Below are 25,049 nucleotides of genomic sequence, written 5' to 3'. Positions count from 1 at the left end.
TTTGTTGTAGTGGAAGTTTCATTTTCAAGGAAAGTGGTAAAGCATACTATTGATAAATAGAGGAGTGTGACATTATGCCTTGGACAATGAACGATTATCCAAATACTTGGAAGAATATGAAAGAGTTTGAACGTAAAAAAGCGATTGATATCGGTAACGCCATGTTGAAAGATGGATATAAAGAAGGCGATGTTGTACCTATCGCGACAAAACAAGCTGAAGATTGGTATAAAGATGCGAGTAAAGATGAGTTAGAAGAGTTAAAGAATAAACATATTACTGAGCATCAAAAGGATCAGTCGGCTAATCCTGAATTGAATGATAAAAATGTGCATGTGTATTATGAAGAGAACGAATGGAAAGTAAAAACGGAAGGTGCGAAACAAGCATCAGACACGTTTGATACCAAAGAAGAAGCTAAAAAGAAAGCACAAAATATTGCCGACAATCGCGATACAAAAGTCATCGAACATAAAAAAGATGAATAATTAGAGAGACTATTAATCATAGCCTAGGACATTTCCAATATCAATGTCCTAGGCTTTTTTATTAATACTTCGTATTGATTGGCTCCGTTCCGGGGAGATGGGTCGAGCCACGGTCTCGACACTCATCCTATTCCCCCAGGAGTCCCGCCACTAATACTATGTATAAATATGAAATTTTATACTCATGTATTTTTAAAGATACATTTAATACTTCTTAATATTTATAAATCAAGGCATAATGTTTTAAAGCGACATTCTAATTTACCTTCTTATTATGCATATAACATATATCGGGCTAATGATGTAGTAAATACAGATGGATATTATTTTTAGTTCATTTTTCAATTCGATATAATGTAATGTGATAAATAAGGAGGAAATACTATGTACGTAGAGAGAAAACCGTCATTGTATATTGAAGAATTACGTAATGAATTTAAAGAGAGTTTAAATCATCTTGAAAATGAGGACGAAGCATTTGACCGCTTAATTGGCTTCGTTGAACTTGATCATCTATACTCCTCAGCATTAAAAGAAATAAGCACGAAACTAGATATCTTAGACGATAATTTTAACCATGTGTATAAACATAACCCCATCCATCACATGGAACGTCGTGTGAAAGAAATGAATAGTTTAGTGAAAAAGCTCCAACGTAAAAACTTAATCATAAGTGCAGAAAGTACCAAAGAAAATATTCTCGATATCGCTGGTATTCGAGTCGTCTGCAACTACTTAGATGATATTTATGTTATTGAAAAGATGTTACTTAAACAAGAAGACGTTAAATTATTAAAACGCAAAGATTATATTAAAGAACCTAAAGAAAATGGATATCGTAGCTTACATATTGTAGTTTCTATCCCTGTCTTTTTATCAGATAGAGTAGAAACCACTCCTGTAGAAATTCAAATTCGTACAATTGGTATGGATATGTGGGCAAGCTTAGAACATAAAATACGATATAAAAATAATGCAAGTACCGAAGATTACAAAGAAACATTAAAAGAATGCGCATTTGAAATTTCAGACGTAGAATCAAAAATGCAATCCATACATTCCGCAATTACAGATAATAATTAACAGTGGGAGTGGTGATAGAAATCTTCGAAATTACATTAGATTTCTGTCACCGCTCCCTTATATATATAATAAGAATAATGACGAATTGATGTCCTGACTTCTAAAAGAAGTCGGGAATTTTTATATTTTAAAAAGAAAACGTTTACAAAAGTTACTTTTGTGTATTACTATACTTGTATACAAGTTGGAAATCAGGCAGTGGGAGTGACAAAAGTGGAACAGGGATACCCAGAACAATGGCTTGGAGGTATGACTAAAGGAGAAGATGTAGCAGCGGAATTACGTTTACAAATTGTTAACGGCGATATCGAAGCGGGCACGTTGCTTACAGAAAATCAAGTCGCCAAACAGTTTGATGTGAGCCGTTCTCCAGTTAGAGATGCCTTTAAACTATTACAAACTGATCAATTGATACAGCTAGAACGGATGGGCGCAAAGGTACTTCAATTCGGTGAACAAGAAAAGAAAGAACTCTATGATTTAAGATTAATGCTCGAGTCGTTCGCATTTTCAAAAATAAAGCATCTAGACACAGCAACAATCGTACAAGAAATGCGTAAACATCTAGAAATGATGAAAGTAGCTATAAAGTTTGATGATGCTGAAGCTTTTACACAACACGATATCCAATTCCATGAAGCAACGATTAAGGCCTCTAATCATCAATATTTACTCACATTCTGGAGTCATTTAAAACCCGTCATAGAATCGCTCGTTTTAATATCGATGCGCCAACGTATGGCACGTGATAAAGCAGACTTTGAACGGATTCATCATAATCATGAAGTATTTATAGAAGCAGTAGAGAATTATGATTCGGCAACATTAAAGAAAGCCTTTCATCTTAACTTTGATGACGTCGGTAAAGATATTGAAAGTTTCTGGTTACAATAAATAAAGGAAAGAAGGAATATTATGAAATATATGATTGGCGTTGATATTGGTACTACAAGTACGAAATCAGTATTATACGACGAAAATGGACAATTGATTATGAAACATCATATCGGTTATCCCTTACATACGCCAAACGTAGATGTTTCTGAAGAAAACCCTGATGAGTTATTCGATGCCGTATTAATGACAGTAAAATATGTTGTTAGAGAAGCGGGCATCAACAAAGCGGATATTAAATTGATATCATTCAGTGCCCAAATGCATAGTTTAATCGCATTAGATGCGCAACACAGTCGCTTAACAGAAAGTATTACGTGGGCTGATAATCGTGCTAGTAAATATGATGAAATGATTAATCAACAACATAACGGCTTTGACATTTATCAACGCACGGGTACACCGATTCATCCGATGTCACCGTTAGCTAAAATCTTTTGGATGAAACATAAACAACCTGAAATTTATCATCAAACCGCCATGTTTGCCGATATTAAGACATACATTTTCCATCAACTTTTTGAAACATATGTTATCGACCATTCAATGGCATCTTCTACAGGTATATTTAATTTGGAAAATTTAGATTGGGATGACGAAGCGCTTCAGTTATTAGGTATTACACGTGAACAACTACCAGAGCTAGTACCAACTACACACATACTGAAAGGTATGAAGAAACGCTATGCTACATTAATGGGCATCGACGAAGATACGCCAGTCGTTGTTGGCGCAAGCGATGGTGTGCTCTCTAATCTAGGAGTAAATAGCTATAAAAAAGGTGAAGTCGCAGTCACAATTGGAACGTCTGGCGCTATTCGTACAGTGATTAATCAACCTCGTACAGACTATAAAGGACGCATCTTCTGTTATGTCTTAGATGAAGACCATTATGTAATTGGTGGACCAGTGAATAATGGTGGCGTAGTCCTGAGATGGTTAAGAGACGAATTGCTCGCAAGTGAAGTAGAAACGGCTAAACGTTTAGGCGTTGATCCTTACGATGTTCTTACTAAAATCGCTAGCCGAGTGAAACCAGGCGCCGATGGATTAATCTTCCATCCTTATCTTGCTGGGGAACGTGCACCTTTATGGAACGCAGATGCGCGCGGTTCATTCTTTGGCTTAACACTCTCACATCAGAAAGAACATATGATTCGTGCCGCTTTAGAAGGTGTACTGTATAACCTTTATACCGTCTATCTTGCTTTAGTAGAAGTGATGAATGAAACACCTAAGACAATTAAAGCGACAGGTGGCTTTGCGAAGAGTGAGATGTGGCGTCAGATGATGGCTGACATCTTTGATACAAATCTTAACGTGCCAGAAAGTTATGAAAGTTCTTGCCTAGGCGCTTGTGTACTTGGTCTTAAAGCTTTAGGTGAGATTGATGATTTTTCTATTGTTGAAAAGATGGTCGGCACTACACATGAACATCAACCAGATCAAGATACAGTCAACGTCTATCAACAACTAGTGTCTATCTTTATCAATTTAAGCCGTTCACTCGAAGAAAGATATGCAGAAATAGCAGATTTTCAACGGAAACACATGCAGTAAATCAGTACATAAAAAGAGAAACAGGGAGGTTTTACGATGTTTGGAGAAATTTGGCCACTAATTAGCGTGGTTATTGGGATATTATTACTACTGTCACTTATTATATTCTTGAAGCTTAATACATTTATTTCGTTAATCGTCACATCAGTCGTAACTGCCATTTTACTCGGCATGCCACTGAATAAAATTATGGAAACCATTGAAAATGGAATGGGTAGCACACTTGGACATATCGCATTAATCTTTGGTTTAGGTGCGATGCTCGGTAAATTACTCGCGGACGGAGGCGGGGCAAACCGCATTGCCGATACGTTAATCGCTAAATTTGGACAAAAACACGTCCAATGGGCCATGCTTATCGCAGCCTTTATCGTCGGCATTGCACTATTCTTTGAAGTAGGGCTAGTTTTACTTATACCATTAGTATTTACAATCGCCAAACGTGCTAACGTATCACCATTAAAACTCGGCTTACCAATGGTGACTGCACTTTCAGTAACACATGGCTTCTTACCACCACATCCTGGTCCAGTAGTCATTGCTAAAGAATTAAAAGCGAACTTAGGCCAAGTATTATTATTCGGCATTATTATCGCGATACCCGTAACTATTATAGCCGGACCAATTTTTAATAAATTAGCACAAAAAATAATTCCTTCAGCCTATACACGTGAAGGCGACATTTCAGCATTAGGCTCTCAAAAAGAATTCAAAGAGTCTGAAATGCCAGGCTTTGGATTAAGTATATTCACAGCCATTTTACCAGTTATCTTAATGTTAATTTCAACGATTGTACAGTTGGTCACTGGACACGAAGAAGCGAAAAATATTGTCGAACAAATCATTTACTTCATAGGTACAGCAGGTACAGCAATGTTGATTTCTGTCATTTTCGCTATCTTCTCAATGGGCTTACAACGCGGTAGAAAAATGGACGACATTATGAAATCAGCGACTAATGCGATTTATCCCATCGGCATGATGATCTTAATCATCGGCGGTGGCGGTACATTCAAACAAGTCCTTATCGACGGTGGCGTTGGTGATACAATTGCGAAAATGTTTGAAGGTTCAACTATGTCACCGATATTACTAGCATGGATGGTCGCAGCAGTCCTACGTATCGCACTAGGTTCAGCAACAGTGGCGGCCATTTCAACGACAGGTATTGTCTTACCATTATTACAACATTCAGATGTGAACGTCGCACTTGTCGTTCTTGCTATCGGAGCCGGAAGCGTTATCTTGTCACACGTTAACGACGCAGGCTTTTGGATGTTTAAAGAATACTTCGGATTAACAGTTAAAGAAACCTTCTTAACATGGTCATTACTAGAAACCATTATCTCAGTATCAGGTATTACCTTTATCCTGTTTATTAGTTTATTTGTTTAAAATTAAGATACATTACTGCTTCGTCATTAAAGGTTGAGATATCCTCTCAACCTTTTTATAATTTGAAGCGGTTTCTATTTATAAAGCAAACATTAGGCTATCACTAGGAATGACACATAAAGAGTGATAAACTAACAAATGATAAAACAACAGAATGTACAAAGGAGTTACTCAAGTTTGAAACAAATAAAAAAAGCTATCATACCTGCCGCTGGTTTAGGAACAAGATTTTTACCAGCTACCAAAGCGATGCCTAAAGAAATGCTTCCAATCTTAGATAAACCTACCATCCAATACATAGTGGAAGAAGCCTCTCGCGCAGGAATTGAAGATATCATTATAGTAACTGGCAAACATAAACGTGCGATTGAAGATCATTTTGATAATCAAAAAGAATTAGAAATGGTATTAGAAGAAAAAGGTAAAACAGAGTTACTTGAAAAAGTAAATTATTCCACAGGTTTGGCTAATATCTTTTACGTTCGTCAAAAAGAACAAAAAGGGCTAGGCCATGCTATCTATACAGCACGTCAATTTATCGGTAATGATCCATTTGCGGTCTTATTAGGCGATGATATTGTTGAATCTGAAGAACCTGCGATTAAACAATTAATGAATGTCTATGAAGAAACAGGCCATTCAGTCATTGGTGTACAAGAAGTAGAAGAAGACGTTACACATCGTTATGGCATTATTGATCCTTTAGAAAAAGAAGGCCAACGTTACAAAGTTAAACAATTTGTAGAGAAACCTAAACAAGGGACTGCACCTTCCAACTTAGCGATTATGGGTCGTTATATCCTGACACCAGAAATATTCGACTACTTAAAAACTCAAAAAGAAGGCGCCGGCAACGAAATTCAATTAACCGACGCAATCGAACGCATGAACGCCGACATTCCAGTCTACGCATATGACTTCGATGGCAACCGCTACGATGTTGGAGAAAAACTAGGTTTCGTCAAAACAACAATTGAATACGCCCTTAAAGATCCGAAAATGAAAGACGAACTTGTACATTTTATTAAACAACTCGGATTATAAAAATAGAGCCTAAAGCGTAAGTTAATATCAAACACCCTGAATGATTAACTAATATCGCTTTAGGCTCTTTGCGTATTAAGAAATACGCTACACCCGCTTAAAATGTCCTGCGCCTGCCTTATATTTGGAGTAGAGAGAAGGCATTAAACATGACGTGTGTCTTCTTACCTTGAATAGTTAAATGATTAAAACATCTTTAGTTTGGCATAATGATAAATCGTTGCTCATTTTGACTATACTCGTTTCAAACAAAAAATAAAATTTAACATCATTTTAACTAAACAAAATAAGAGACAAAATATAAAACTAACTATGAGAGAAACCCATCCTATTTTCCGCTAAGATGAGCTTCCCCGGGGAGTTACATATGTAATGTCCCCCCTTATGATTCTCCGTATATTAGACCGAAATCTAATATGCATTTATTATATTCGAAAAAACACCACAAGCAGTAGCAATCTTTTGACTAAAAATATCACTTTTTTGACTAATTTATAAAATTCAGCCTAAAAATCATGAAACTCTAAGAAATTGATTAATAAAATGGGGTATGAAAAATATATATAACAAATTTAAGGCAATATATTAAAAAAGAATTGAGAAGATTTGTATAAACCTAGAATGAGCAATAGAAAATGATGAAAAGACACAAAAATACTGGTATCAGTAATTATTTACCGAATACCAGGTATTTTGAAGGAAATCAGATTGTTCATTTTCGGTATGGTAGACCGAAAAGAAAACAACAAGGACTATAAAAAGTCCTTTTCAAATTTAAGTATATAAAACAAAAAGTTATTTTGCAATTAAACAAGGAGTGAAAACAGCATGAGTGATTATAGAAACGTTATTGTAAAGGTCATAAATAGTGATATTACAGGATATAAAATATATAAAAAAACAGGTATTAGTCAAAGTGTAATATCAGGATTGAGAAACGGTGATAAAGCCATAGATGATTTAACACTAAAAACAACAGAAAAACTTTATACATTTTTTAAAGAAGAAATGAATAGCTAGAGACCATTTTAGAAATAAAAATTGGATTATTACTCAATCTTACATAGATAAAAAATAAACAAAGGGACCCATCTTACTCTCTATTAAGATGAACCCCTAAGGAATTTTACCAATTGAGAATTAATGGCATTCTCAATGGTAGTTAGATCGATCTAACAGAATTATGGAAAGAAAAAGCAAAAATACTATTCACTAATAATAAATAATTACATCTCATTTTCCGCTAAGATGCATATAGGAAGAATTTGAATTTCTCTTTCCATACCCACACAAACCTCCGATTGTGTAATAGCTATAAAGCTATTACACAATTAAATTATAATATAAATAATTTATATTTAAACCCCTAGAAATAGCAATCTTTTGACTAAAAATATCACTTTTTAGACTTTTTTAATATAACTATATGTAAATCCGATAAATTCAATCAACCCGTTTATCATAAAATAATATCTGTGGTATTTAAGATATTGATGAAAAAGCCAACTTTGATAAAATTAAAGATAATAATATAAAAAGGGTGTTTTTATTGAAAAAAATTATAAATGTTGTTGGAGCAGTTATCTACTCAGAAAGTAAAGTGTTATGCGCACAACGCAGTGAAAATATGAGTCTTCCTTTGATGTGGGAATTCCCTGGTGGAAAAATCGAAAAAGGAGAAACTGAAAAAGAAGCTTTAATTAGAGAAATAAAAGAAGAAATGAAATGTGATCTTATAGTGAAAGAAAAAATTACTACTACAGATTATGAGTATGATTTTGGAATAGTAAGCTTATCGACCTATAAATGTGAGTTGAATAAGGAAATGCCTACCTTAACAGAACATAAAGCTATTAAATGGCTACCATTAAATGAACTAAGTAATTTAAATTGGGCCCCAGCGGATATCCCTGCTGTTAATATCATCATTAAGGGTGAAAACTAATGGAAAGTAATTTAGTACCTAAGCTGACGCAGTCTTTATACAAAGGATTCATTGATAAAAACGCAGCTCACACAGGCAACTTAAACCCTAAGTTGTTAGTTAATAATAGAAATCAAAATGTTCTTACTTCTATTATAAATGAGTTAGAAAAATGTAAAACGTTTTATATTTCAGTAGCGTTTATTACTGAAAGCGGGTTAACTAGTTTAAAGAGAGTGTTATATGATTTAAAACAAAAAGGTGTTCAAGGCAAACTAATTACTTCAAATTATTTAGGATTTAATACTCCTAAAATGTACAAAGAATTATTGAAATTGAAGAACGTTGAGATACGATTAACTGATATCGAGGGTTTTCACGCTAAAGGGTATATTTTTGAACATGAAAATTATTCTTCAATGATTATTGGAAGTTCTAATTTAACTTCAACAGCATTGAAAACAAACTATGAACATAATGTATTATTATCGACTCATAAAAATGGAGAGTTAATTTATAATGTTCAAAGTCAATTCTTTGATTTATGGGAAAAGAGCATTCCTTTAAACCATGAATGAATTAACAACTATGAAGAAACATTTGAATCAAAATTATATAAAGATTTGTTTAAGATTAATAGTAAACAAAACGAAGATATAAAAAAGTTTTCTAATTCAATACAAATTAAGCCTAATAAAATGCAAGAGGAAGCCTTAATGGCGTTAAAAAAATTAAGAACTTCAGGGGAACACAAAGGCCTTGTGGTTTCAGCAACAGGAACTGGGAAAACTATTTTATGTGCTCTTGATGTTAGAAATTATAAGCCTCAAAAGTTTTTATTTATAGTTCATAACGAAGGAATATTAAAAAAAGCGCGACAAGAATTTAAAAAGGTACTTCCTTTTGAAAGTGATGATCAATTTGGCTTCTATACAGGGACTATCAAAAATAAAGAAGCTAAATATATTTTCGCAACTATTCAATCTTTAAATAGTAAAGATAGTTATAAAAATTTTAACAAAGAAGAATTTGATTATATAGTTTTTGACGAAGCACATCGAACTGATGCAAAAACCTATCGTAAAATTTTGGAATATTTCACACCAGACTTCTTTTTAGGCATGACTGCCACTCCTGAAAGAACAAATACAGGGAATATATTTGAGCTTTTTGATAACAATGTAGCTTATGAAATTAGACTGCCTAAAGCGTTAGAAAGTGATATACTTTGTCCTTTTCATTATTTTGGGGTTACGGATTATATATATAACGGAGTAGAAAGTGATGATTTAACTACTTTAAAAGATTTAACTTCAGATGAAAGAATAAATCATATTATCGAAAAGACGAATTATTATGGATATTCAGGTGAAGAACTAAAGGGTTTAATTTTTGTTAGTAGTACTGAAGAAGCAAAAGAAATAGCTAAATTATTACAAGATAGAAATATACCTAGTAAGTCACTAACCAGTGAACAAGATGATCAAAACAAAAGACTAAAAATAATAAATGAATTAGTAAATGGAGACATAAACTATATTGTTTCAGTTAACCTGTTAAACGAGGGCGTAGATATCCCAGAAGTGAATCAAATTGTTATGCTTAGAGGAACAGAATCTAGTATTATTTTTATTCAACAATTAGGAAGAGGATTAAGAAAAAGTTCAAATAAAGATTATGTAACTGTTATTGACTTTATTGGGAATTATAAAAACAATTACCTTATTCCAATTGCATTGTCAGATAATCAATCGCAAAATAAAAACGATTATCGTAAATTTTTAAGTGACCCAAATCAAATTGAAGGTGTATCTACTATTAATTTTGAAGAAGTAGCTAAAAAGAAAATTTATGATTCGATTAACGAAGCAACTTTAAATAGCGTTAAAGTAATTAAAGAAGCTTTTAATAATGTCAAACAGAGAATTGGTAGAACACCTATGTTGATGGATTATACTGAGCAGCATTCTATAGATCCTGAAGTAATAATTTCTAAATTTGGAAATTATTATTGTTTCTTAAAAAAATATAATTATACTGAAAAAGTTCTGTCTGAAAATGCGATTAAAAATCTAACATTTCTTTCTAAAGAAATATTACCAGGGTTGAAACGTTCTGATATTGAAGTTTTAGAAAAAATCATTAATACTGATATGAATCGTGAAGCACTATATGAAAATTTAGATGCGATTAAAAATGAAGATATTGATACATCAATTAAAATATTAACTTTAGATTATTTTGGTTTACCTGAACAAGAAAGATATGGTTCACCTATTGTCGTTAATGATTCGCAAGTTTCACTCAGTAATACATTTAAAAAGTATATTGAAGATGATGAGTTTAAAAAGTATGTAACCGATATTCTTAGTTTATCGAAATATTATAATAATAAATTTCAAGATTCTGGTAATGTTTTAATTTTATACAACCAATATTCAAGATTAGATTTCCTTAAGTTAGTTAATTGGAGAAATGATGAAAAGAATATGAGTAACAACATCTATGGCTATAGAGTATTAGACGATCATATTCCTGTGTTTATAACTTATACGAAATCTGAAGTTATAGATGATAATATAAAATATGAAGATCGTTTTCTTAGTCAAGATGAGCTAGCCTGGGTTTCAAGAGCAAATGCTTCGCTTAAGAGTAAAGAAATCCAAGATATTATAAATCATAAGGAAAGAAATAAGAAAATATATATTTTTGTTAAAAAAAGTGATGCTGAAGGCAAATTGCATTACTATTTAGGAGAAGCGGAATATATAAAAGGCACTGCTAAAGAACAAGATAGAGATATTGGAGATAGAGTAGTTACTATGAATTTAGCTATGAAAACTTCAATTAGAGATGATATTTATAGATACATTGTTGAAGAATAATATATACAATTTTAAGTACTTTGGTAGATTTATCTATTTTAAGTAAATATCAAAGAATAATCTGAGACATACATAACTCAGGCTAAAAGGAAAATGATAATTTCTATTGAAACAATATAGGAATTATCATTTTTTATTTTTTAAATTTAATTTCGTGAGAAAGTGTTTTAATTTTTAATATTTGCATGTATTATTTCTCGATCTAACATAGTATTGTTAGCGAGACTCCTGCGGAAGCAATGCCAGTCGAAGACTACAGGCTGAGACGGCATCCCAAAATGGGAGGTGGAGTGTTGTTGTGCGACTCCTAGCGTAAAAGAACGAATGGCGAGACCGCGGCTCGTCGAGTTCACGCAGGAAAGCGTCACAACATAAACGCAACCAAACCTATTTTGATTCCTTTTTTTACGAAACATTACATTAAATACTATCTGCATAAAAATATTAAAAAGAATTGATTTTTAAAAATAATGAACTATTTGTGAAAACTATCACAAATCACTTTAAATATTTTAAAAAGCGTGTATGATATGAAGTGTAAGGAATAAGTAATTGGAGTGATACGGATGAGAAAAGTAATTGAAGATGTAATTTTTTCTGAAGAAGGCAGCTACGATATTTATTTAAAAACAGGTGTAAACCAAGGCACTATTGGCGATATTAAAGATGGCTATTTAACAATCGACTCAATTCCTTATATCGATGCCGAACGATTATACTTCTATGGACTCGAACGTAAAACACTCGTAAGCAATTAACACAATTTGAATGACCTCCTATAACATTCAAGAACTTACTATGCCTTCGTTGGTGAGCAGTCGGAGGCATACCATAAATATACCCCTAATCATCATGGAATAATGTGTTGAAAAGGCTGGGACACTTCTACAAAAGTGCCCCAGCCTTTCATGTGATACGAGCTAATTGAAACCACAGCATGCTCAATCCGTACTTAATCTATTCCAACTCTCGCTCACATTATACTGCTTTAAAGTTCTTCTTAACTTCATTATATTGATACTCTTGATTATATAACTTAAATTTATAATGCTCTGCACTTGAGAAAGGCATTCTCACATGCAGAATACGATCAATCTGTGCAATAAATTCTCTCTCCTGACGCGTACGTTGCTTCACACTCATCTCTAACCATTCTTCCTCAGTAAATAAATCTTTGAAGCGGAATGAGAAACTCGTTCTACCAATGCTACCACGTAATGCTTGAATACGTTCAGTAAATGTCACTCTTGTCATCCTCTCTTTCTATATGCCCATGAATCCTATATCTTAACTTTATTACGTTTTCACAAATAATACAATTCTTCATGAGCTTTTCTCTGAGAATTTTTGAAAATTAAAGCAACCCAAGTTTAGCCAACGATGATTAAGGATAGGTAATCAATGACACTAAAGTAAAGGGTGAAGTTGAAATGGCAGAATTAAATGGACGTGTAGCAATTATTACGGGAGCAAGTAGTGGTATTGGGGCAACAACCGCTAAAACACTTGCACATCAAGGCGTAAAAGTCGTCTTAGCAGGACGGAACGAAGACAAACTACAAGAAGTAGCAAGTGATATGGCTGAAGGTGATTACCTCATTACGCCAACAGATATCACATCTAAAGACGAAGTCGACGCACTAGTTGAAAATGCCGTCGCCAAATTTAAACAAGTAGACATTCTAGTCAATTGCGCCGGTATTAACGGTTCATCTAAAATTACAGACTATGACGTCGACCACTGGGACGCGATGATAGATACGAATGTCAAAGGCTTATTATATAGCTTGAACGCTGTATTACCACACTTTGAAGAACAAAACAGTGGTCATATTATCAATTTAGCCTCAATTTCTGGCTTTGAAGTATCAAAAGACAGTGCAATTTATAGCGCAAGTAAATCAGCAGTACTACGTATCGTAGAAGCCTTAGAGAAAGAATTAGCGCGTACAGGCATTAAATCGACAAGCATTTTACCAGGCATGGTAGATACGCCTATGACGGAAAATACTGATTTCGGCGGACGTAAAAAGTTAGACCCTGAAGATATCGCCAATGCGGTTATTTATGCCTTAACACAACCGGACCACGTTAATGTTAATGAAGTCATTGTCCGACCAGTGTAAACAGGGGCTAAATAATATCCTGTAAAATGTTACACTAGAATTGACATACGCTTAGTGTATTCAATTTTATACAAGGATGTGACTGATATGGAACAACGTCTTTATGACTTATTAGATTTATTGGTTAAGTATAATACGGAGAGCCCTCCTGGACGTAATACAGATCCACTACAAGATGAGATTGAACATGTATTAAAAGACATAGGTTTTAGCATTCAACGTGAACAACTGTATAAGAATGATAGCGTGATTGTAGGCACCTTGAAAGGTAAGAATCCTGATGCACCGAAGTTAATTTTAAATGGTCATGTAGACGTAGCTTCTGTCGATGATGACTCAAACTGGACTTATCCACCATTTAAACTTACGCAAAGTGGCGACTGGCTTTATGGTCGTGGTGTGAGTGATATGAAAGGTGGCATGGCCTCATTATTTTATGTTCTTGAAAAGTTACGCCAAGAAGGACGCCAACCTGAAGGCGATATTATCGTACAATCGGTCGTAGGTGAAGAAGTAGGCGAAGCGGGAACAAAATTAGCGTGTGAAATTGGTCCGAAAGCGGATTTAGCTTTAGTATTAGATACGAGTGAAATGATGGCATTAGGTCAAGGTGGCGTTATTACAGGCTGGGTAACAGTGAAAAGTAAAAATACTATCCATGATGGTGCCCGTAGCCAAACCATTCATGCAGGCGGTGGCTTATTTGGCGCAAGCGCTATAGAAAAGATGACCAAAGTCATACAAGCCTTGAATGAGTTAGAACAACATTGGGCCGTTATGAAACATAGTCCTGGTATGCCACCAGGTGCCAATACTATTAATCCAGCAGTGATAGAAGGTGGCCGTCATCCAGCCTTTATTGCAGATGAGTGCCGATTGTGGATTACGGTACACTACTTGCCAAATGAAAGCTATGAAGATGTTATAGCGGAAATTGAAGATTACTTGAATCGAATGGCCAATGCAGATATTTGGTTACGAGAGAACCCGTTACAATTCGAATGGGGCGGAGAATCTATGATTGAAGATAAAGGTGAAATCTTCCCGAGCTTTACGATTCCAACAGAACATCCCGGATTTAAACAATTACAAGATGCGCATCGAACAGTAAATGGTACCGACATGCAATATGGTATGAGTACGACTGTTACAGATGGTGGTTGGACAGCGCATTTTGGTATTCCGACTATTTTATATGGACCAGGAAGCCTTGAAGAAGCACATAGCGTAGACGAAAAAATAGAAGCCTCAGAATTAGAGACCTATAGCAACGTCTTATACACCTTCCTCAAACATTGGTACCAAAACCCTGAAAAATAAAAAGTGAGATTGAGTTAAAAATATCTCAGTACTAAGTAATTATTTAATATTAATGTGATTTATCGATATTAAAGTAAGCAAAGTCGATTTAACTGCAAAGTATTTAAGTGTAAAATTACATGTATATAACATAGTATTGTTGGCGAGACTCCTAGGGAAACAAGACAAACTGAAGACTGGGGCCCAAACGTCAGTATGGGCTGGCTGAAGTTGTCTCCCAGGAACGCGAGCCAAACAATACGAAGTATTAATATGAAAATGGCGTAGAAATAATTCATAATTGAATCATTTCTACGCCTATAGTTTGGAATTAAACCTAGCTTTTTCGTATTAAAATCCTATTTTTTTAATGAACGTCGAATACGGTTAACCCAACCTGCTTTACGTTTAGAAACGACAGGCATGCCTGATGGTTGCGCAGATTGTTTCTTTAGTTCTTGGCCATATTCAACAGCTTCACGCATTAAATATACTTGAGAATTTAATGGTGATAAATTATTTTCAACATAATGGTAGTTACCCTCTTGGTCTTGATAACGACCTTTTTGATTATCAGATAATTGTAAATTCATAAAGTCTACTAAACGTTTACCAATTTCTTTATCTTCAACAGGGAATAAAATTTCCACACGTTTAATCATATTACGTGTCATTACATCGGCAGATGATAAATAAATGCGCTCATCGCCATTGTTATGGAAGTAATAAATACGAGAATGTTCAAGTAAACGTCCTACGATACTTACTACTTCGATATTTTCACTAATACCAGGAATGCCTGGTTTTAAGCAACAAATACCTCGGATGATAAGTTGAATCTTCACGCCGGCTTGTGATGCTTCGAATAACTTTTCAATGATAGCTTTATCAGTTAAAGAGTTCATCTTCATCATAATCTTACCGTTGCCATGTTGAAGGTGACTATTAATCTCTTTATCGATACGGTCGATAAAGACGTCACGAATATCGAATGGCGCAACGATTAATTTATTGTACCCTGGTTTCACTGAGTAGCCACTTAGGTAATTGAAGAAGTTAATCGCGTCTTCTGCAATTTCTTTATTAGTGGTAATAATGCCCATGTCAGTATAAAGTTTCGCTGTTTTATCGTTATAGTTACCTGTACCGAGATGGACGAATGATGTTAATTCGCCGCCGATACGTTTAACGACTAGGGCGATTTTACTGTGTGTTTTTAAATGTGTCATACCGTAAATCACGTGACAACCTGCATCTTCTAACATACGTGCCCAGTGCACATTATTTTCTTCATCGAAACGAGCTTTTAATTCTACTAGCACCGTTACTTGTTTACCTTTTTCAGCAGCTTCTTTTAAACTGTTGATAATCGGTGAATCTTTACTTACACGATAAAGCGTTTGTTTAATCGCAATTGTATTTGGATCATCCGCCGCTTCACGTATAAAGTCGACGATAGGTTCAAATGATTCGTAAGGGTGGTGGAAGAAGATATCACGTTTTAATGCTAATTCATATACATTGTTATTACCTAAAGAACGAGAAATTTGTGGTGAATACTTCTTATAAGTTAAATAATTTAGTTTATGAGATAGATGATCAACTAAGCTAAAGATAAATGTTAAATCTAATGGACCATCTAAGAAATAAACGTCTTGTTTATCTACTTCTAATGTTTCAACCAACCAGTCTAAATCATCACGATTCGCAGTGCGACCATCTACTTCTAAGCGCACGGCAGAACCGCTTTTACGTTCTTTAAGGAAACGTTCAATTTCGATTAATAAGTCTTCAGCACCATCTTCATGGATAGTTAAATCGGCATTTCTTGTAATTCTGAATGTGAACGTATTTAAAACTTCATATCCTGTGAATAAATAATTGATGAAGTATGAAATCACATCTTCAATCATCAAGACATATTGCTTAGGACCTTCGTTGTAAGTTAAGAATCTTGGAATTAGCGATGGAATTTGTACAATCGCTGAATTAATCGCATCCTCTGTATCAATATCAACGAAGATGTTTAAGCTTTTGTTATTAAGTTTTGGGAAAGGGTGGTACGCATCGATACCAAGCGGTGTTAATGTTGGTAGAATGGTTAATTTAAAGTCCCTTTCTAACTTTTCTAATAGAGATTCTGATAATTTGTCTGGTTCACACATTACGATGTCGTAATCTTTTAGTTCGTTCATTAATTCGTTATAACGTTCATATTGTTTGTTTACATATTTTTTAGCTTTTTCTTGGATGGCATCGACTTGTTCTTGTGGCGTCATTTGTGCTTTGTTTTCAGGTTTGTCATAGCCTAATTTCACTTGGTCTTTTAAGCCGGCCACACGCACCATAAAGAATTCATCTAAGTTTGAGCTAAAAATAGAAATAAAGTTTAATTTTTCTAATAATGGATTGTTATTATCATATGACTCTTGAAGTACACGATAGTTGAAGTCTAACCAACTTAATTCGCGGTTATTATAGTATTGTGGTAAGCTAATATCATTTTCTCCCAATTGAGTTTGCATATTCCGAATACACCTCGTCATTTCCTCAAATATACTTTGTTTAATTAATTTTTTAGTGGAAGGCATAACTACCTAACTTTAAAATAGCATAGTTATTTTAAGATTTTGTAAAGATGATGGAAACTTTCCCTTTAAGTATCTTTTCTATATGTTTTTTCTGTCTTACAGCTTGATACTCTTCAGCGACAGGTTCACCTTCAGTATAAAATACGGTTAGTTCGTAATCCTCGTCACCTTTTTTCTTCTTCTTCAATACGACATCTTCAACGAAACTAGTGTGTGAGATGTTTAATGCATTGATGAACTTGATAATACCCCCGAGAGTTTGAATTGTATCTATTTCTTTATTGCTAAACCAGTCCGTTTCTTCGCAATAGAATTTCAATAATGATTTATTTTTAAAACTAGCTAATAATGCTAATTTGACACGATCTTTATGTGTATAGCCATTAATCATTGAGTTCGCGATAATATAGTATGTATGTGGTGAACTTGAATCGGAATCGATAAAACTACCTAAGTAATAAATATAAGTCCCTTCTTCAAATAAACGTTGGTCGTTCTCACTAATATCTAAATCAGCCATCTCGATAAGTTGTGCAAGTAAAGATTTCGCCAGTTTTAATCGTACTTGTGATGTCACGTCTTCAATAATATATTCACGTGCTAAGAAATGAATCGATTCTTTACGCACATTGTGCTTATCGAATACATCAGGATAGCGTTCATTCACTTGATGAATGATATAGCCTTCACGAAGCCCATTTCTTGAAAATGTAAATTGTTTTGCGTCTACTTTCTTATAAAGTGCTTTAAAGACAGAAACGGCAGGTAAAATAATGTCAGCACGATCGCGACTTAAGCCATCAAGGTTCGTTAACTCATCACGAGAACTTTTACGAATAAGGTCAAAGACTTCATCGATATCTTTATATGTCATTGTATAGTTATGCACGCCACCGATAGGGTAAGAATGTTTCGCTTGGTGGATACGAGCGACGTTACGTGCAGAACCACCTACACCTACAAGTGAGACATCTTGGCCTTTTAACCAATCTAATGTATCGAATTGTTGTGCTAAGAATTTCTCCATATCTTTAATGGCACCTTTGTCGTTGTGCGCTTTGCCGTCGAAGAATTTGCGGTTTAGCGTTACGACGCCAAATGGGAAACTATGTGCTTTAAGAAGTTCTTTATCTTTAAATAATGTGACCTCTGTTGAACCACCACCAATATCTACTGAAACGCCGTTTTCAATTTCTGTGGTATGTGTAATCGCATAGTAACCGTAAAACGCTTCATCTTCTTCAGGGACAATTTTAATATCCATGTCGACTTCTTTTTTGACTGCTTTTATAATATCAGCATTATTTTTAGACTGACGAATTGCAGCTGTCGCAATTGGATGTAATTCTGTGACGTTAAACTTCTCAGAAACGGATTTAAAACTGTGTAAGGCATCTATTAAAACTTGAATACCTTCTTTACTCATTTCGTTATCTTTATTGAGATATTGGCTAAGACGGGCAGGTGTTTTAATGTTTAGTAATTCATTAATCCCTGTCGCTTTATCAAATTTAAATATAACTAGCCTGATGGTGTTTGACCCAATATCTATTAAACCTATACGTTCTTCCATCGTGTCCTCCTAAATTGCTAAAAAATAGCTGAATTTATACACTCTCTATACTTATATTTTACCGTAATATTGCCGTTTGAAAAAGGGACTGGAGCAGAAATCTTATTTAATAAATAAGAATTTATTTACCCAAGTATTTAATTTATTTATGAAAATGATCATCGACTTTATTTAGTCGAAAAATAACTGAATTTACATGTTATTTTGGTATTTTAATTGGTCCACCTGGTCCTAATGGAAGTCCGATTAAGTACCATACAATAATAAAGAGTGTCCATATGATAGATAGGGCAATTGTATATGGCATAAGACTTGAAAGTAGAGAACCAAGCTTCATATTTTTATCATACTTTTGCGCATAAGATAAGATGAGTGGTAAGTAAGGCATCATAGGTGTAATTGGATTTGTAACTGAGTCACCTACACGATAAATCATTTGCGTAAAAGCAGGGTGGTAGCCCACTAAAATCATCATCGGCACAAAGATTGGAGCGAGAATGCCCCATTTAGCAGAGGCACTGCCAATGATGAGGTTGATTAAGCTGCTTAACACGATAATACCGATAATGAGTACAATACCGCTTTGATGTTGTAATAACTTAGCCCCGTAAACAGAGACAATAATGCCTAGGTTACTCCATTGTAGAAAGGCGAGTAATTGAGCGGCAAAGAAGACGATTAGGATGAACGCTCCCATTGAACCTAAAGATTCACTCACCATGGCGCCTAAATCTTTAGAATTGTTGATTTGTTTACTAAGAACGCCGTAGGCAATACCAGGTATTAAAAAAAGTACGAGAATAACGAGACCCACGCCATTAATAAGTGGGGAATCATCAATCAGACTACCTGTTTTAGCGTTACGTAGCCAGCTACCTTCAGGAAGGCAACAAATAATAAGTGCAACGACTAAAACGATAAATGACATATTTGCCCAGAATAATGCGCGCTTCTCTGTTGTTGTTATAGTTGATGATGTTTCTTCTTCCTCATCGATGGTAGATTGACTTTCATCGTAGGTACCTAGGCGTGGTAGCACGATTTTAGTCGTTGTAAAATAAATGACCGGCAACACGAGAAAGACACTCGCTGCAATAAAATACCAATTCATTGCGACGTTAATCTTTACGCTATCAGAAACAATCTTTGTCGCAGGTTCTGTAAAAGCATATACTAAAGCATCTTGCATGCCGATAAGTAAGTTAGCACCAAATCCTCCAACAGCTGAAGCGTAGGCCATAGCTAAGCCAGCAATGGGATGGTAACCAATTTTAATGAAGATCATCGCTGCGAGTGGTGGTAAGATAACTGTCGCAGCATCCCCAGCTAAACTTCCTAAAATACCAATCAAGATGATAGTAGGTACAATCATCTTCTTTGAGGCTTTATTGACTACTGAAATCATTAGTTTATCGAAATAGCCTGACTTTTCAGCGGCACCTACACCAATCATGACAGCTAGTACAAGCCCAAGTGTAGGGAATTCTGAAAAGTTCTTAATTGCATCATTCATAATCATTGCGATGCCTTCGGTACTGATAATATTTTTAATATGTATCATTTCTCCGCTACCCGGGTGTTTAACTGACACATCGAATAACGACACAATCCATGTGATGACGGCTAAGCCCACACACATTAAAAAGAATAGTACGGAAGGATCTGGTAATTTATTACCTGCTTTTTCAACAATATTAAGAAATCGATTAATTAAAGATGGTCTTTCTTTTGCCTTTGTAGTCATAAAGCAGCCCCCTTTGTTAGTTAACGTAAAGTATAACAAACATTATTTTAAAATATACCAATTTTCAGAAATTTTACATAAGAAAAAATTATAATATTTATAAGATATAACAAATTAAAATAAGTAAATTAAGGTGATAAGGTAAAGCGCTATCATTTTCAGAAGGGGTTTGAGTACACTTCAAGAGTGGAACATAAGAATTATATAAAACTTGAACTTCTAGACAGATATTTAAAAAATGGAGTGAATGCGTTATGAAACGATTAGAAAATAAAATAGCAGTCATTACAGGGGCAAGTACTGGAATTGGTCGAGCTTCAGCGCAAGTGTTAGCTAATGAAGGTGCGCATGTTTTAGCGCTAGATATTGCAGATGAACTTGAATCTACGGTTGCAGACATTAATAATAATGGTGGTAAAGCAACGGCGTATAAAGTGGATATTTCAGATGATAAACAGGTTCAAGACTTTGCTGATCAAGCGAAAAAAGAGTATGGACGCATTGATGTTATCTTTAATAATGCAGGCGTCGATGATAACGCTGGCCGTATTCATGAATATCCAGTAGAAGTGTTTGATAAAATCATGGCAGTTGATATGAGAGGAACGTTCTTAGTAACAAAATTCTTATTACCATTAATGATGGAGAACGGTGGTTCAATTATTAATACATCTTCATTCTCAGGCCAAGCTGCAGACTTATATCGTTCAGGCTACAATGCGGCGAAAGGGGCAGTCATCAATTTCACGAAGTCAATTGCGATTGAATATGGTCGTGAGAATATTCGCGCTAATGCGATTGCACCAGGTACAATTGAAACGCCATTAGTTGATAATTTAGCTGGTACAGAAGAAGATGAAGCGGGTAAAACATTCCGTGAAAATCAAAAATGGGTAACGCCACTTGGTCGATTAGGTAAAGCAGAAGAAGTAGGTAAACTTGTCGCGTTCTTAGCTTCAGATGATAGTTCATTTGTGACTGGAGAAACCATTCGTATTGACGGAGGCGTCATGGCTTATACTTGGCCAGGCGAAATGTTAAGTGATAACAGTTGGAAAAACTCAGTAGAATAAGGGGAAAGTTGGGACACTGTTTATCGGTCTTCCAAAGCACAAAGTATTAATGTCTTAATTTCATTTCGGACAACTACTGATAAAGCTAAAGGCTGAGCCATTCTTTTATGGCTCAGCCTTTTAATGTTTAATAGGTAATCATTACCATTTAATTTTATCGTATGCGTCGTCGTTAAGTGAACGTATGATTTCTGTAACTAGGCGTACTGAATTTTCATAATCGTCAGTATGGAGTACAGAAACGTTAGAGTGCATGTAACGAAGAGCTACACCAATTGAGATGGTTGGAATACCTTCGTTAGCGACATGAAGACTACCTGCATCAGTGCCACCACCAGGCGTTGTATCCCATTGTACCGTGATATAATGTTTCTTAGCGACTTCTTTAATGTGTTGACGTAAGCCTTGATGCGCAACGTTAGAAGCATCCATTAAAATTACGACAGGACCATTACCAATAGCTGTATCACTGCCTAGATTAGTCATTCCTGGTGTATCATAAGTGACTGCTACATCAACTGCAATGGCTAAATCAGGTTTAATCTTGTTAGCAGCTACTTTCGCACCACGTAAGCCTACTTCTTCTTGTACTGTGCCTCCTGCATAAACATTGATACCAATATTTTCATCTTTAATGTTATTTAGTACATCGACAGCTAATGCACAACCATAACGGTTATCAAACGCTTTAGCCGTTAAATATTTACCGTTAGCTAATTGTTCAAATTCGCTATAAGGTGTAATCATATTACCGACCTCGATACCGTGTTGTTCTGCGTCTTCCTTGCTTCGTACACCAATATCTATAAACATATCTTTAATTTGAACGGGTTGTTTTCTTTCTTCAGCACTTAACGCATGTGGTGGTTTAGATCCAATAATACCACGTATTTCCGTACCATCATCAGTGGTAATAGTCACTTTTTGTGATAACATCACTTGATTCCACCAACCACCAATAGGTTGGAATTTAATAAAGCCGTCTTTATCGATTTTAGTAACAATAAAGCCGATTTCGTCTAAATGACCTGCCACCATTAATGATTTAGTACCATTTTTACTTTCTTTTTTCCCGAAAATGCCACCCAAACCATCTTCAATAATTTCATCGCTCACTGGTTCGAGATACTCACGCATTTTCTCCTTAACCTGATGTTCATAACCAGCGATGCCATTAACGTCCGTTAATGATTTGAGTAATTCGATTGATTCTTTCATTTTCACACGCTCCCAATAGAAATAGATACTGTTATTGTAGCATGCCTAGATTTAATTTTCTGAAAAAAGTGTTTGTAATAGAAAGTATAAGGTAATGTTATAGATAATGAGATATAATTTAGTTGAAAATGACATAGTGGGAAGTAGATGAATAGGATGAAAAAATTCTTAACGTTAACGATAATCTTAGTGTTAAGCGTAGGTATACTAGGGGCTTGTAGTAAAGAGCGTTCTAAAACATATGAGGGGAACGTGGAAGGTAAGCATGTCTTAACGACGTTATCTTATAAGAAGAATAAGGTAGTCAAACAATCGACGGTGAGCATATTGAAATACAATGATTTAGGCATGTCGAAAAAAGAAGGTAAGAATGCGTTTAAAGAGAACCGTCCATTGAAACATTTAAAAGGTGTGACATATCATTTAGAGAATAATCATGGTAAATGGGTGGAAAATATAGATATCGATTATACAAAGGGAGATATCAAAGAAATTAAACAATACTTCTCATTAGCCTTAACTTCTAAAAATGATAAGAAAGTTAATATGGAAGGCACAGTAAGACAATTAAAACGTATGGGATTCACTCAAAAAAGTAATATGACAGATGATTAATAAGAAGGTTGGGCCATTAATTAAACTTTGAGTAACTATTAAGTAGTTTCTTAAAATTTAAACAGTTAATGACTCAACCTTTATATTTTTTAGATTGAATTTAGTGCTGCGTCGAGATCTTGGATGATATCATCAACATTTTCAGTTCCGATAGATAAGCGGACCATTTCTGGAAGGACGCCTGACTGACGTTGTTCTTCTTCCGTTAATTGTTGATGCGTTGTGCTAGCCGGATGGATAACTAATGATTTAGAATCGCCAACGTTGGCAAGTAATGAGAATAATTGTAACTCATCGACAAAGTGGGCGATATCCTCGATAGAACCATCTACGCCGAAAGTTAAGATGGCGCCTTGTCCTTTAGGTAAATATTTATTAGCTAAATGATGATATTGACTATTTTCAAGTCCAGGATAATTTACCCAAGTTACTTTAGGGTGTTGGTCAAGGAATTGTGCTACTTTTAAGGCATTTTCAGAGTGACGTTCCATGCGTAAATGAAGTATTTCAAGACCAATTAAGAATTCATGCACGTTATATGGAGAGACGGCTGAACCTAAATCACGTAAGAGTTGAACACGTGCTTTAGTAATATAAGCCGCTTCACCTACATCGTTAGTATAAGAAATGCCATGATAACTTGGGTCAGGTTCAACTAATCCTGGGAATTTACCATTATCCCAATTGAACTTACCGCTATCTACAATAACGCCACCAATAGATGTACCATGGCCACCAATAAATTTAGTGGCAGAATGAATAACTACATCGGCACCATGTTCAAATGGACGGCATAGGTATGGAGAGGCGAACGTATTATCAATTACTAAAGGTACGCCATTATCGTGTGCAATCTTCGCTACCGCTTCAATATCCAATACATCAATTGCCGGGTTACCGATTGTTTCGGCATATACTGCGCGTGTATTGTCATTAATTGCTGATTTAAAATTATCTGGATTGCTTGGATCGACGAAATGAACTTTAATGCCTAACTTTTCAAAGGTAATATGAAGTAAATTATATGAACCACCATAAAGATTAGACGAAGCAACAATTTCTGAACCTGATTCTACAATGTTGAGTAAGGCAAGGGCAATAGCAGCTTGTCCAGAAGACGTTGCTAAGGCACCTACGCCACCTTCAAGTTGAGTGATACGTTCTTCAAAGACGTTTTGCGTAGGGTTCATGATACGTGTATAGATATTGCCGGGTTTAGCCAGTGAAAATAAGTCTTGTGCATGCTGTGTGTTATCAAAAACATAGCTTGAAGTTTGATAGATTGGAACGGCACGAGATTTCGAGAATTCATCAACTTCTTGACCTGCGTGAATCGTTTGAGTTTCAAATTTCCAGTTTGGATGTTGTTCTGTCATAAATAAAACCTCAAATTGATAGAATATTCTGATATTTTTAACCATATTATACAGCAGTTTCAATTTAAATCAAACCAAATTACTAGGAATTAATAAACGAAGTGAGGTTGGGACAAAAGTGTTTAGGATTTGAGCAGAACCGAACGATGAGCAAAATTGTT

19 protein-coding genes and 1 pseudogene are annotated in these 25,049 nt (G+C 34.9%); 14 read left to right on the top strand and 6 right to left on the bottom strand.

Annotation, left to right across the window (positions count from 1 at the left end):
- Positions 1-74: 74 nt before the first annotated feature.
- From FH144_RS10100 to FH144_RS10055, 10 genes and pseudogenes are all read left to right on the top strand, one after another.
- Positions 75-488 (top strand): DUF2188 domain-containing protein, encoded by a 414-nt coding sequence (locus FH144_RS10100; RefSeq protein WP_242315616.1) that lies wholly within the window; start codon positions 75-77, stop codon positions 486-488.
- Positions 489-872: 384 nt separating this feature from the next.
- The gene (locus tag FH144_RS10095; RefSeq protein WP_242315615.1) at positions 873-1,571 is read left to right on the top strand and encodes a GTP pyrophosphokinase; all 699 of its coding nucleotides are present in this window, start codon (positions 873-875) and stop codon (positions 1,569-1,571) included.
- Between the two features lie 213 nt (positions 1,572-1,784).
- Entirely contained in the window at positions 1,785-2,465 is a 681-nt protein-coding gene (locus tag FH144_RS10090) for a GntR family transcriptional regulator (RefSeq protein WP_242315613.1), read from the top strand.
- Between the two features lie 21 nt (positions 2,466-2,486).
- Positions 2,487-4,025: a gluconokinase gene (gene gntK / locus FH144_RS10085; RefSeq protein WP_242315611.1), complete on the top strand. Its 1,539-nt coding sequence runs from the start codon at positions 2,487-2,489 to the stop codon at positions 4,023-4,025.
- Between the two features lie 36 nt (positions 4,026-4,061).
- Positions 4,062-5,420, top strand: a complete 1,359-nt coding sequence (locus tag FH144_RS10080) for a gluconate:H+ symporter (protein WP_242315609.1) — start codon at positions 4,062-4,064, stop codon at positions 5,418-5,420.
- A 177-nt stretch (positions 5,421-5,597) separates the two neighbouring features.
- Positions 5,598-6,464 carry a UTP--glucose-1-phosphate uridylyltransferase GalU gene (gene galU / locus FH144_RS10075; protein ID WP_107508048.1) on the top strand — a complete coding sequence of 289 codons (867 nt, stop codon included), beginning with the start codon at positions 5,598-5,600 and terminating at the stop codon, positions 6,462-6,464.
- 828 nt (positions 6,465-7,292) lie between these two features.
- Positions 7,293-7,484 (top strand): hypothetical protein, encoded by a 192-nt coding sequence (locus tag FH144_RS10070; RefSeq protein WP_242315607.1) that lies wholly within the window; start codon positions 7,293-7,295, stop codon positions 7,482-7,484.
- Positions 7,485-8,013: 529 nt separating this feature from the next.
- Complete coding sequence (locus tag FH144_RS10065) at positions 8,014-8,409, top strand: (deoxy)nucleoside triphosphate pyrophosphohydrolase (protein WP_242315605.1); 396 nt, start codon at positions 8,014-8,016, stop codon at positions 8,407-8,409.
- Positions 8,409-11,273 (top strand): annotated as a pseudogene (locus tag FH144_RS10060) (DEAD/DEAH box helicase). The gene FH144_RS10065 and the pseudogene FH144_RS10060 overlap by 1 nt, the downstream one beginning before the upstream one ends.
- Positions 11,274-11,839: 566 nt before the next feature.
- Positions 11,840-12,031 (top strand): hypothetical protein, encoded by a 192-nt coding sequence (locus FH144_RS10055; protein ID WP_198611959.1) that lies wholly within the window; start codon positions 11,840-11,842, stop codon positions 12,029-12,031.
- Positions 12,032-12,251: 220 nt separating this feature from the next.
- Here FH144_RS10055 and FH144_RS10050 read toward each other — a convergent pair whose 3' ends face one another.
- The gene (locus tag FH144_RS10050) at positions 12,252-12,527 is read right to left on the bottom strand and encodes a DUF1413 domain-containing protein (protein ID WP_277953169.1); all 276 of its coding nucleotides are present in this window, start codon (positions 12,525-12,527) and stop codon (positions 12,252-12,254) included.
- A 176-nt stretch (positions 12,528-12,703) separates the two neighbouring features.
- Between FH144_RS10050 and FH144_RS10045 the strand changes: the two genes are divergently transcribed.
- Complete coding sequence (locus FH144_RS10045) at positions 12,704-13,399, top strand: SDR family oxidoreductase (RefSeq protein WP_242315602.1); 696 nt, start codon at positions 12,704-12,706, stop codon at positions 13,397-13,399.
- Positions 13,400-13,477: 78 nt separating this feature from the next.
- Positions 13,478-14,719 carry an acetylornithine deacetylase gene (locus tag FH144_RS10040; protein ID WP_347341118.1) on the top strand — a complete coding sequence of 414 codons (1,242 nt, stop codon included), beginning with the start codon at positions 13,478-13,480 and terminating at the stop codon, positions 14,717-14,719.
- A 338-nt stretch (positions 14,720-15,057) separates the two neighbouring features.
- Here the strand turns inward: FH144_RS10040 and FH144_RS10035 are convergent, their stop codons facing one another.
- The 3 genes from FH144_RS10035 to FH144_RS10025 form a co-directional block, all read right to left on the bottom strand.
- Positions 15,058-17,223, bottom strand: a complete 2,166-nt coding sequence (locus FH144_RS10035) for an RNA degradosome polyphosphate kinase (RefSeq protein ID WP_242315598.1) — start codon at positions 17,221-17,223, stop codon at positions 15,058-15,060.
- Positions 17,224-17,320: 97 nt separating this feature from the next.
- Complete coding sequence (ppx, locus tag FH144_RS10030; protein ID WP_242315596.1) at positions 17,321-18,862, bottom strand: exopolyphosphatase; 1,542 nt, start codon at positions 18,860-18,862, stop codon at positions 17,321-17,323.
- Positions 18,863-19,061: 199 nt separating this feature from the next.
- The gene (locus tag FH144_RS10025; RefSeq protein WP_242315594.1) at positions 19,062-20,606 is read right to left on the bottom strand and encodes an AbgT family transporter; all 1,545 of its coding nucleotides are present in this window, start codon (positions 20,604-20,606) and stop codon (positions 19,062-19,064) included.
- Between the two features lie 254 nt (positions 20,607-20,860).
- On the opposite strand from FH144_RS10025, the gene FH144_RS10020 reads away from it, so the two are divergent.
- Positions 20,861-21,679, top strand: a complete 819-nt coding sequence (locus FH144_RS10020) for an SDR family oxidoreductase (protein ID WP_242315591.1) — start codon at positions 20,861-20,863, stop codon at positions 21,677-21,679.
- Between the two features lie 141 nt (positions 21,680-21,820).
- Here the strand turns inward: FH144_RS10020 and FH144_RS10015 are convergent, their stop codons facing one another.
- Complete coding sequence (locus tag FH144_RS10015) at positions 21,821-22,897, bottom strand: M42 family metallopeptidase (RefSeq protein ID WP_242315589.1); 1,077 nt, start codon at positions 22,895-22,897, stop codon at positions 21,821-21,823.
- Between the two features lie 147 nt (positions 22,898-23,044).
- On the opposite strand from FH144_RS10015, the gene FH144_RS10010 reads away from it, so the two are divergent.
- Positions 23,045-23,512 carry a YehR family lipoprotein gene (locus FH144_RS10010; RefSeq protein WP_242315587.1) on the top strand — a complete coding sequence of 156 codons (468 nt, stop codon included), beginning with the start codon at positions 23,045-23,047 and terminating at the stop codon, positions 23,510-23,512.
- Between the two features lie 89 nt (positions 23,513-23,601).
- On the opposite strand, the gene FH144_RS10005 is transcribed toward FH144_RS10010, so the two are convergent.
- Positions 23,602-24,888, bottom strand: a complete 1,287-nt coding sequence (locus tag FH144_RS10005; RefSeq protein ID WP_242315585.1) for an O-acetylhomoserine aminocarboxypropyltransferase/cysteine synthase family protein — start codon at positions 24,886-24,888, stop codon at positions 23,602-23,604.
- Positions 24,889-25,049: the final 161 nt, after the last annotated feature.

Source organism: Staphylococcus sp. acrmy (genome assembly GCF_022690565.1).
GTDB classification, from domain to species: domain Bacteria; phylum Bacillota; class Bacilli; order Staphylococcales; family Staphylococcaceae; genus Staphylococcus; species Staphylococcus caledonicus.
The sequence above is the reverse complement of the archived record's forward strand: the minus strand, read 5'-3'. Positions and strand labels throughout refer to the sequence as shown.

Coding starts and splice junctions, on each gene's coding strand:
- FH144_RS10100 (WP_242315616.1), top strand. CDS start 75: ATGCCTTGGACAATGAACGATTATCCAAATACTTGGAAGAATATGAAA.
- FH144_RS10095 (WP_242315615.1), top strand. CDS start 873: ATGTACGTAGAGAGAAAACCGTCATTGTATATTGAAGAATTACGTAAT.
- gntK (WP_242315611.1), top strand. CDS start 2,487: ATGAAATATATGATTGGCGTTGATATTGGTACTACAAGTACGAAATCA.
- FH144_RS10080 (WP_242315609.1), top strand. CDS start 4,062: ATGTTTGGAGAAATTTGGCCACTAATTAGCGTGGTTATTGGGATATTA.
- FH144_RS10070 (WP_242315607.1), top strand. CDS start 7,293: ATGAGTGATTATAGAAACGTTATTGTAAAGGTCATAAATAGTGATATT.
- FH144_RS10055 (WP_198611959.1), top strand. CDS start 11,840: ATGAGAAAAGTAATTGAAGATGTAATTTTTTCTGAAGAAGGCAGCTAC.
- FH144_RS10050 (WP_277953169.1), bottom strand. CDS start 12,527: ATGACAAGAGTGACATTTACTGAACGTATTCAAGCATTACGTGGTAGC.
- FH144_RS10045 (WP_242315602.1), top strand. CDS start 12,704: ATGGCAGAATTAAATGGACGTGTAGCAATTATTACGGGAGCAAGTAGT.
- FH144_RS10035 (WP_242315598.1), bottom strand. CDS start 17,223: ATGCAAACTCAATTGGGAGAAAATGATATTAGCTTACCACAATACTAT.
- ppx (WP_242315596.1), bottom strand. CDS start 18,862: ATGGAAGAACGTATAGGTTTAATAGATATTGGGTCAAACACCATCAGG.
- FH144_RS10025 (WP_242315594.1), bottom strand. CDS start 20,606: ATGACTACAAAGGCAAAAGAAAGACCATCTTTAATTAATCGATTTCTT.
- FH144_RS10020 (WP_242315591.1), top strand. CDS start 20,861: ATGAAACGATTAGAAAATAAAATAGCAGTCATTACAGGGGCAAGTACT.
- FH144_RS10015 (WP_242315589.1), bottom strand. CDS start 22,897: ATGAAAGAATCAATCGAATTACTCAAATCATTAACGGACGTTAATGGC.
- FH144_RS10010 (WP_242315587.1), top strand. CDS start 23,045: ATGAATAGGATGAAAAAATTCTTAACGTTAACGATAATCTTAGTGTTA.
- FH144_RS10005 (WP_242315585.1), bottom strand. CDS start 24,888: ATGACAGAACAACATCCAAACTGGAAATTTGAAACTCAAACGATTCAC.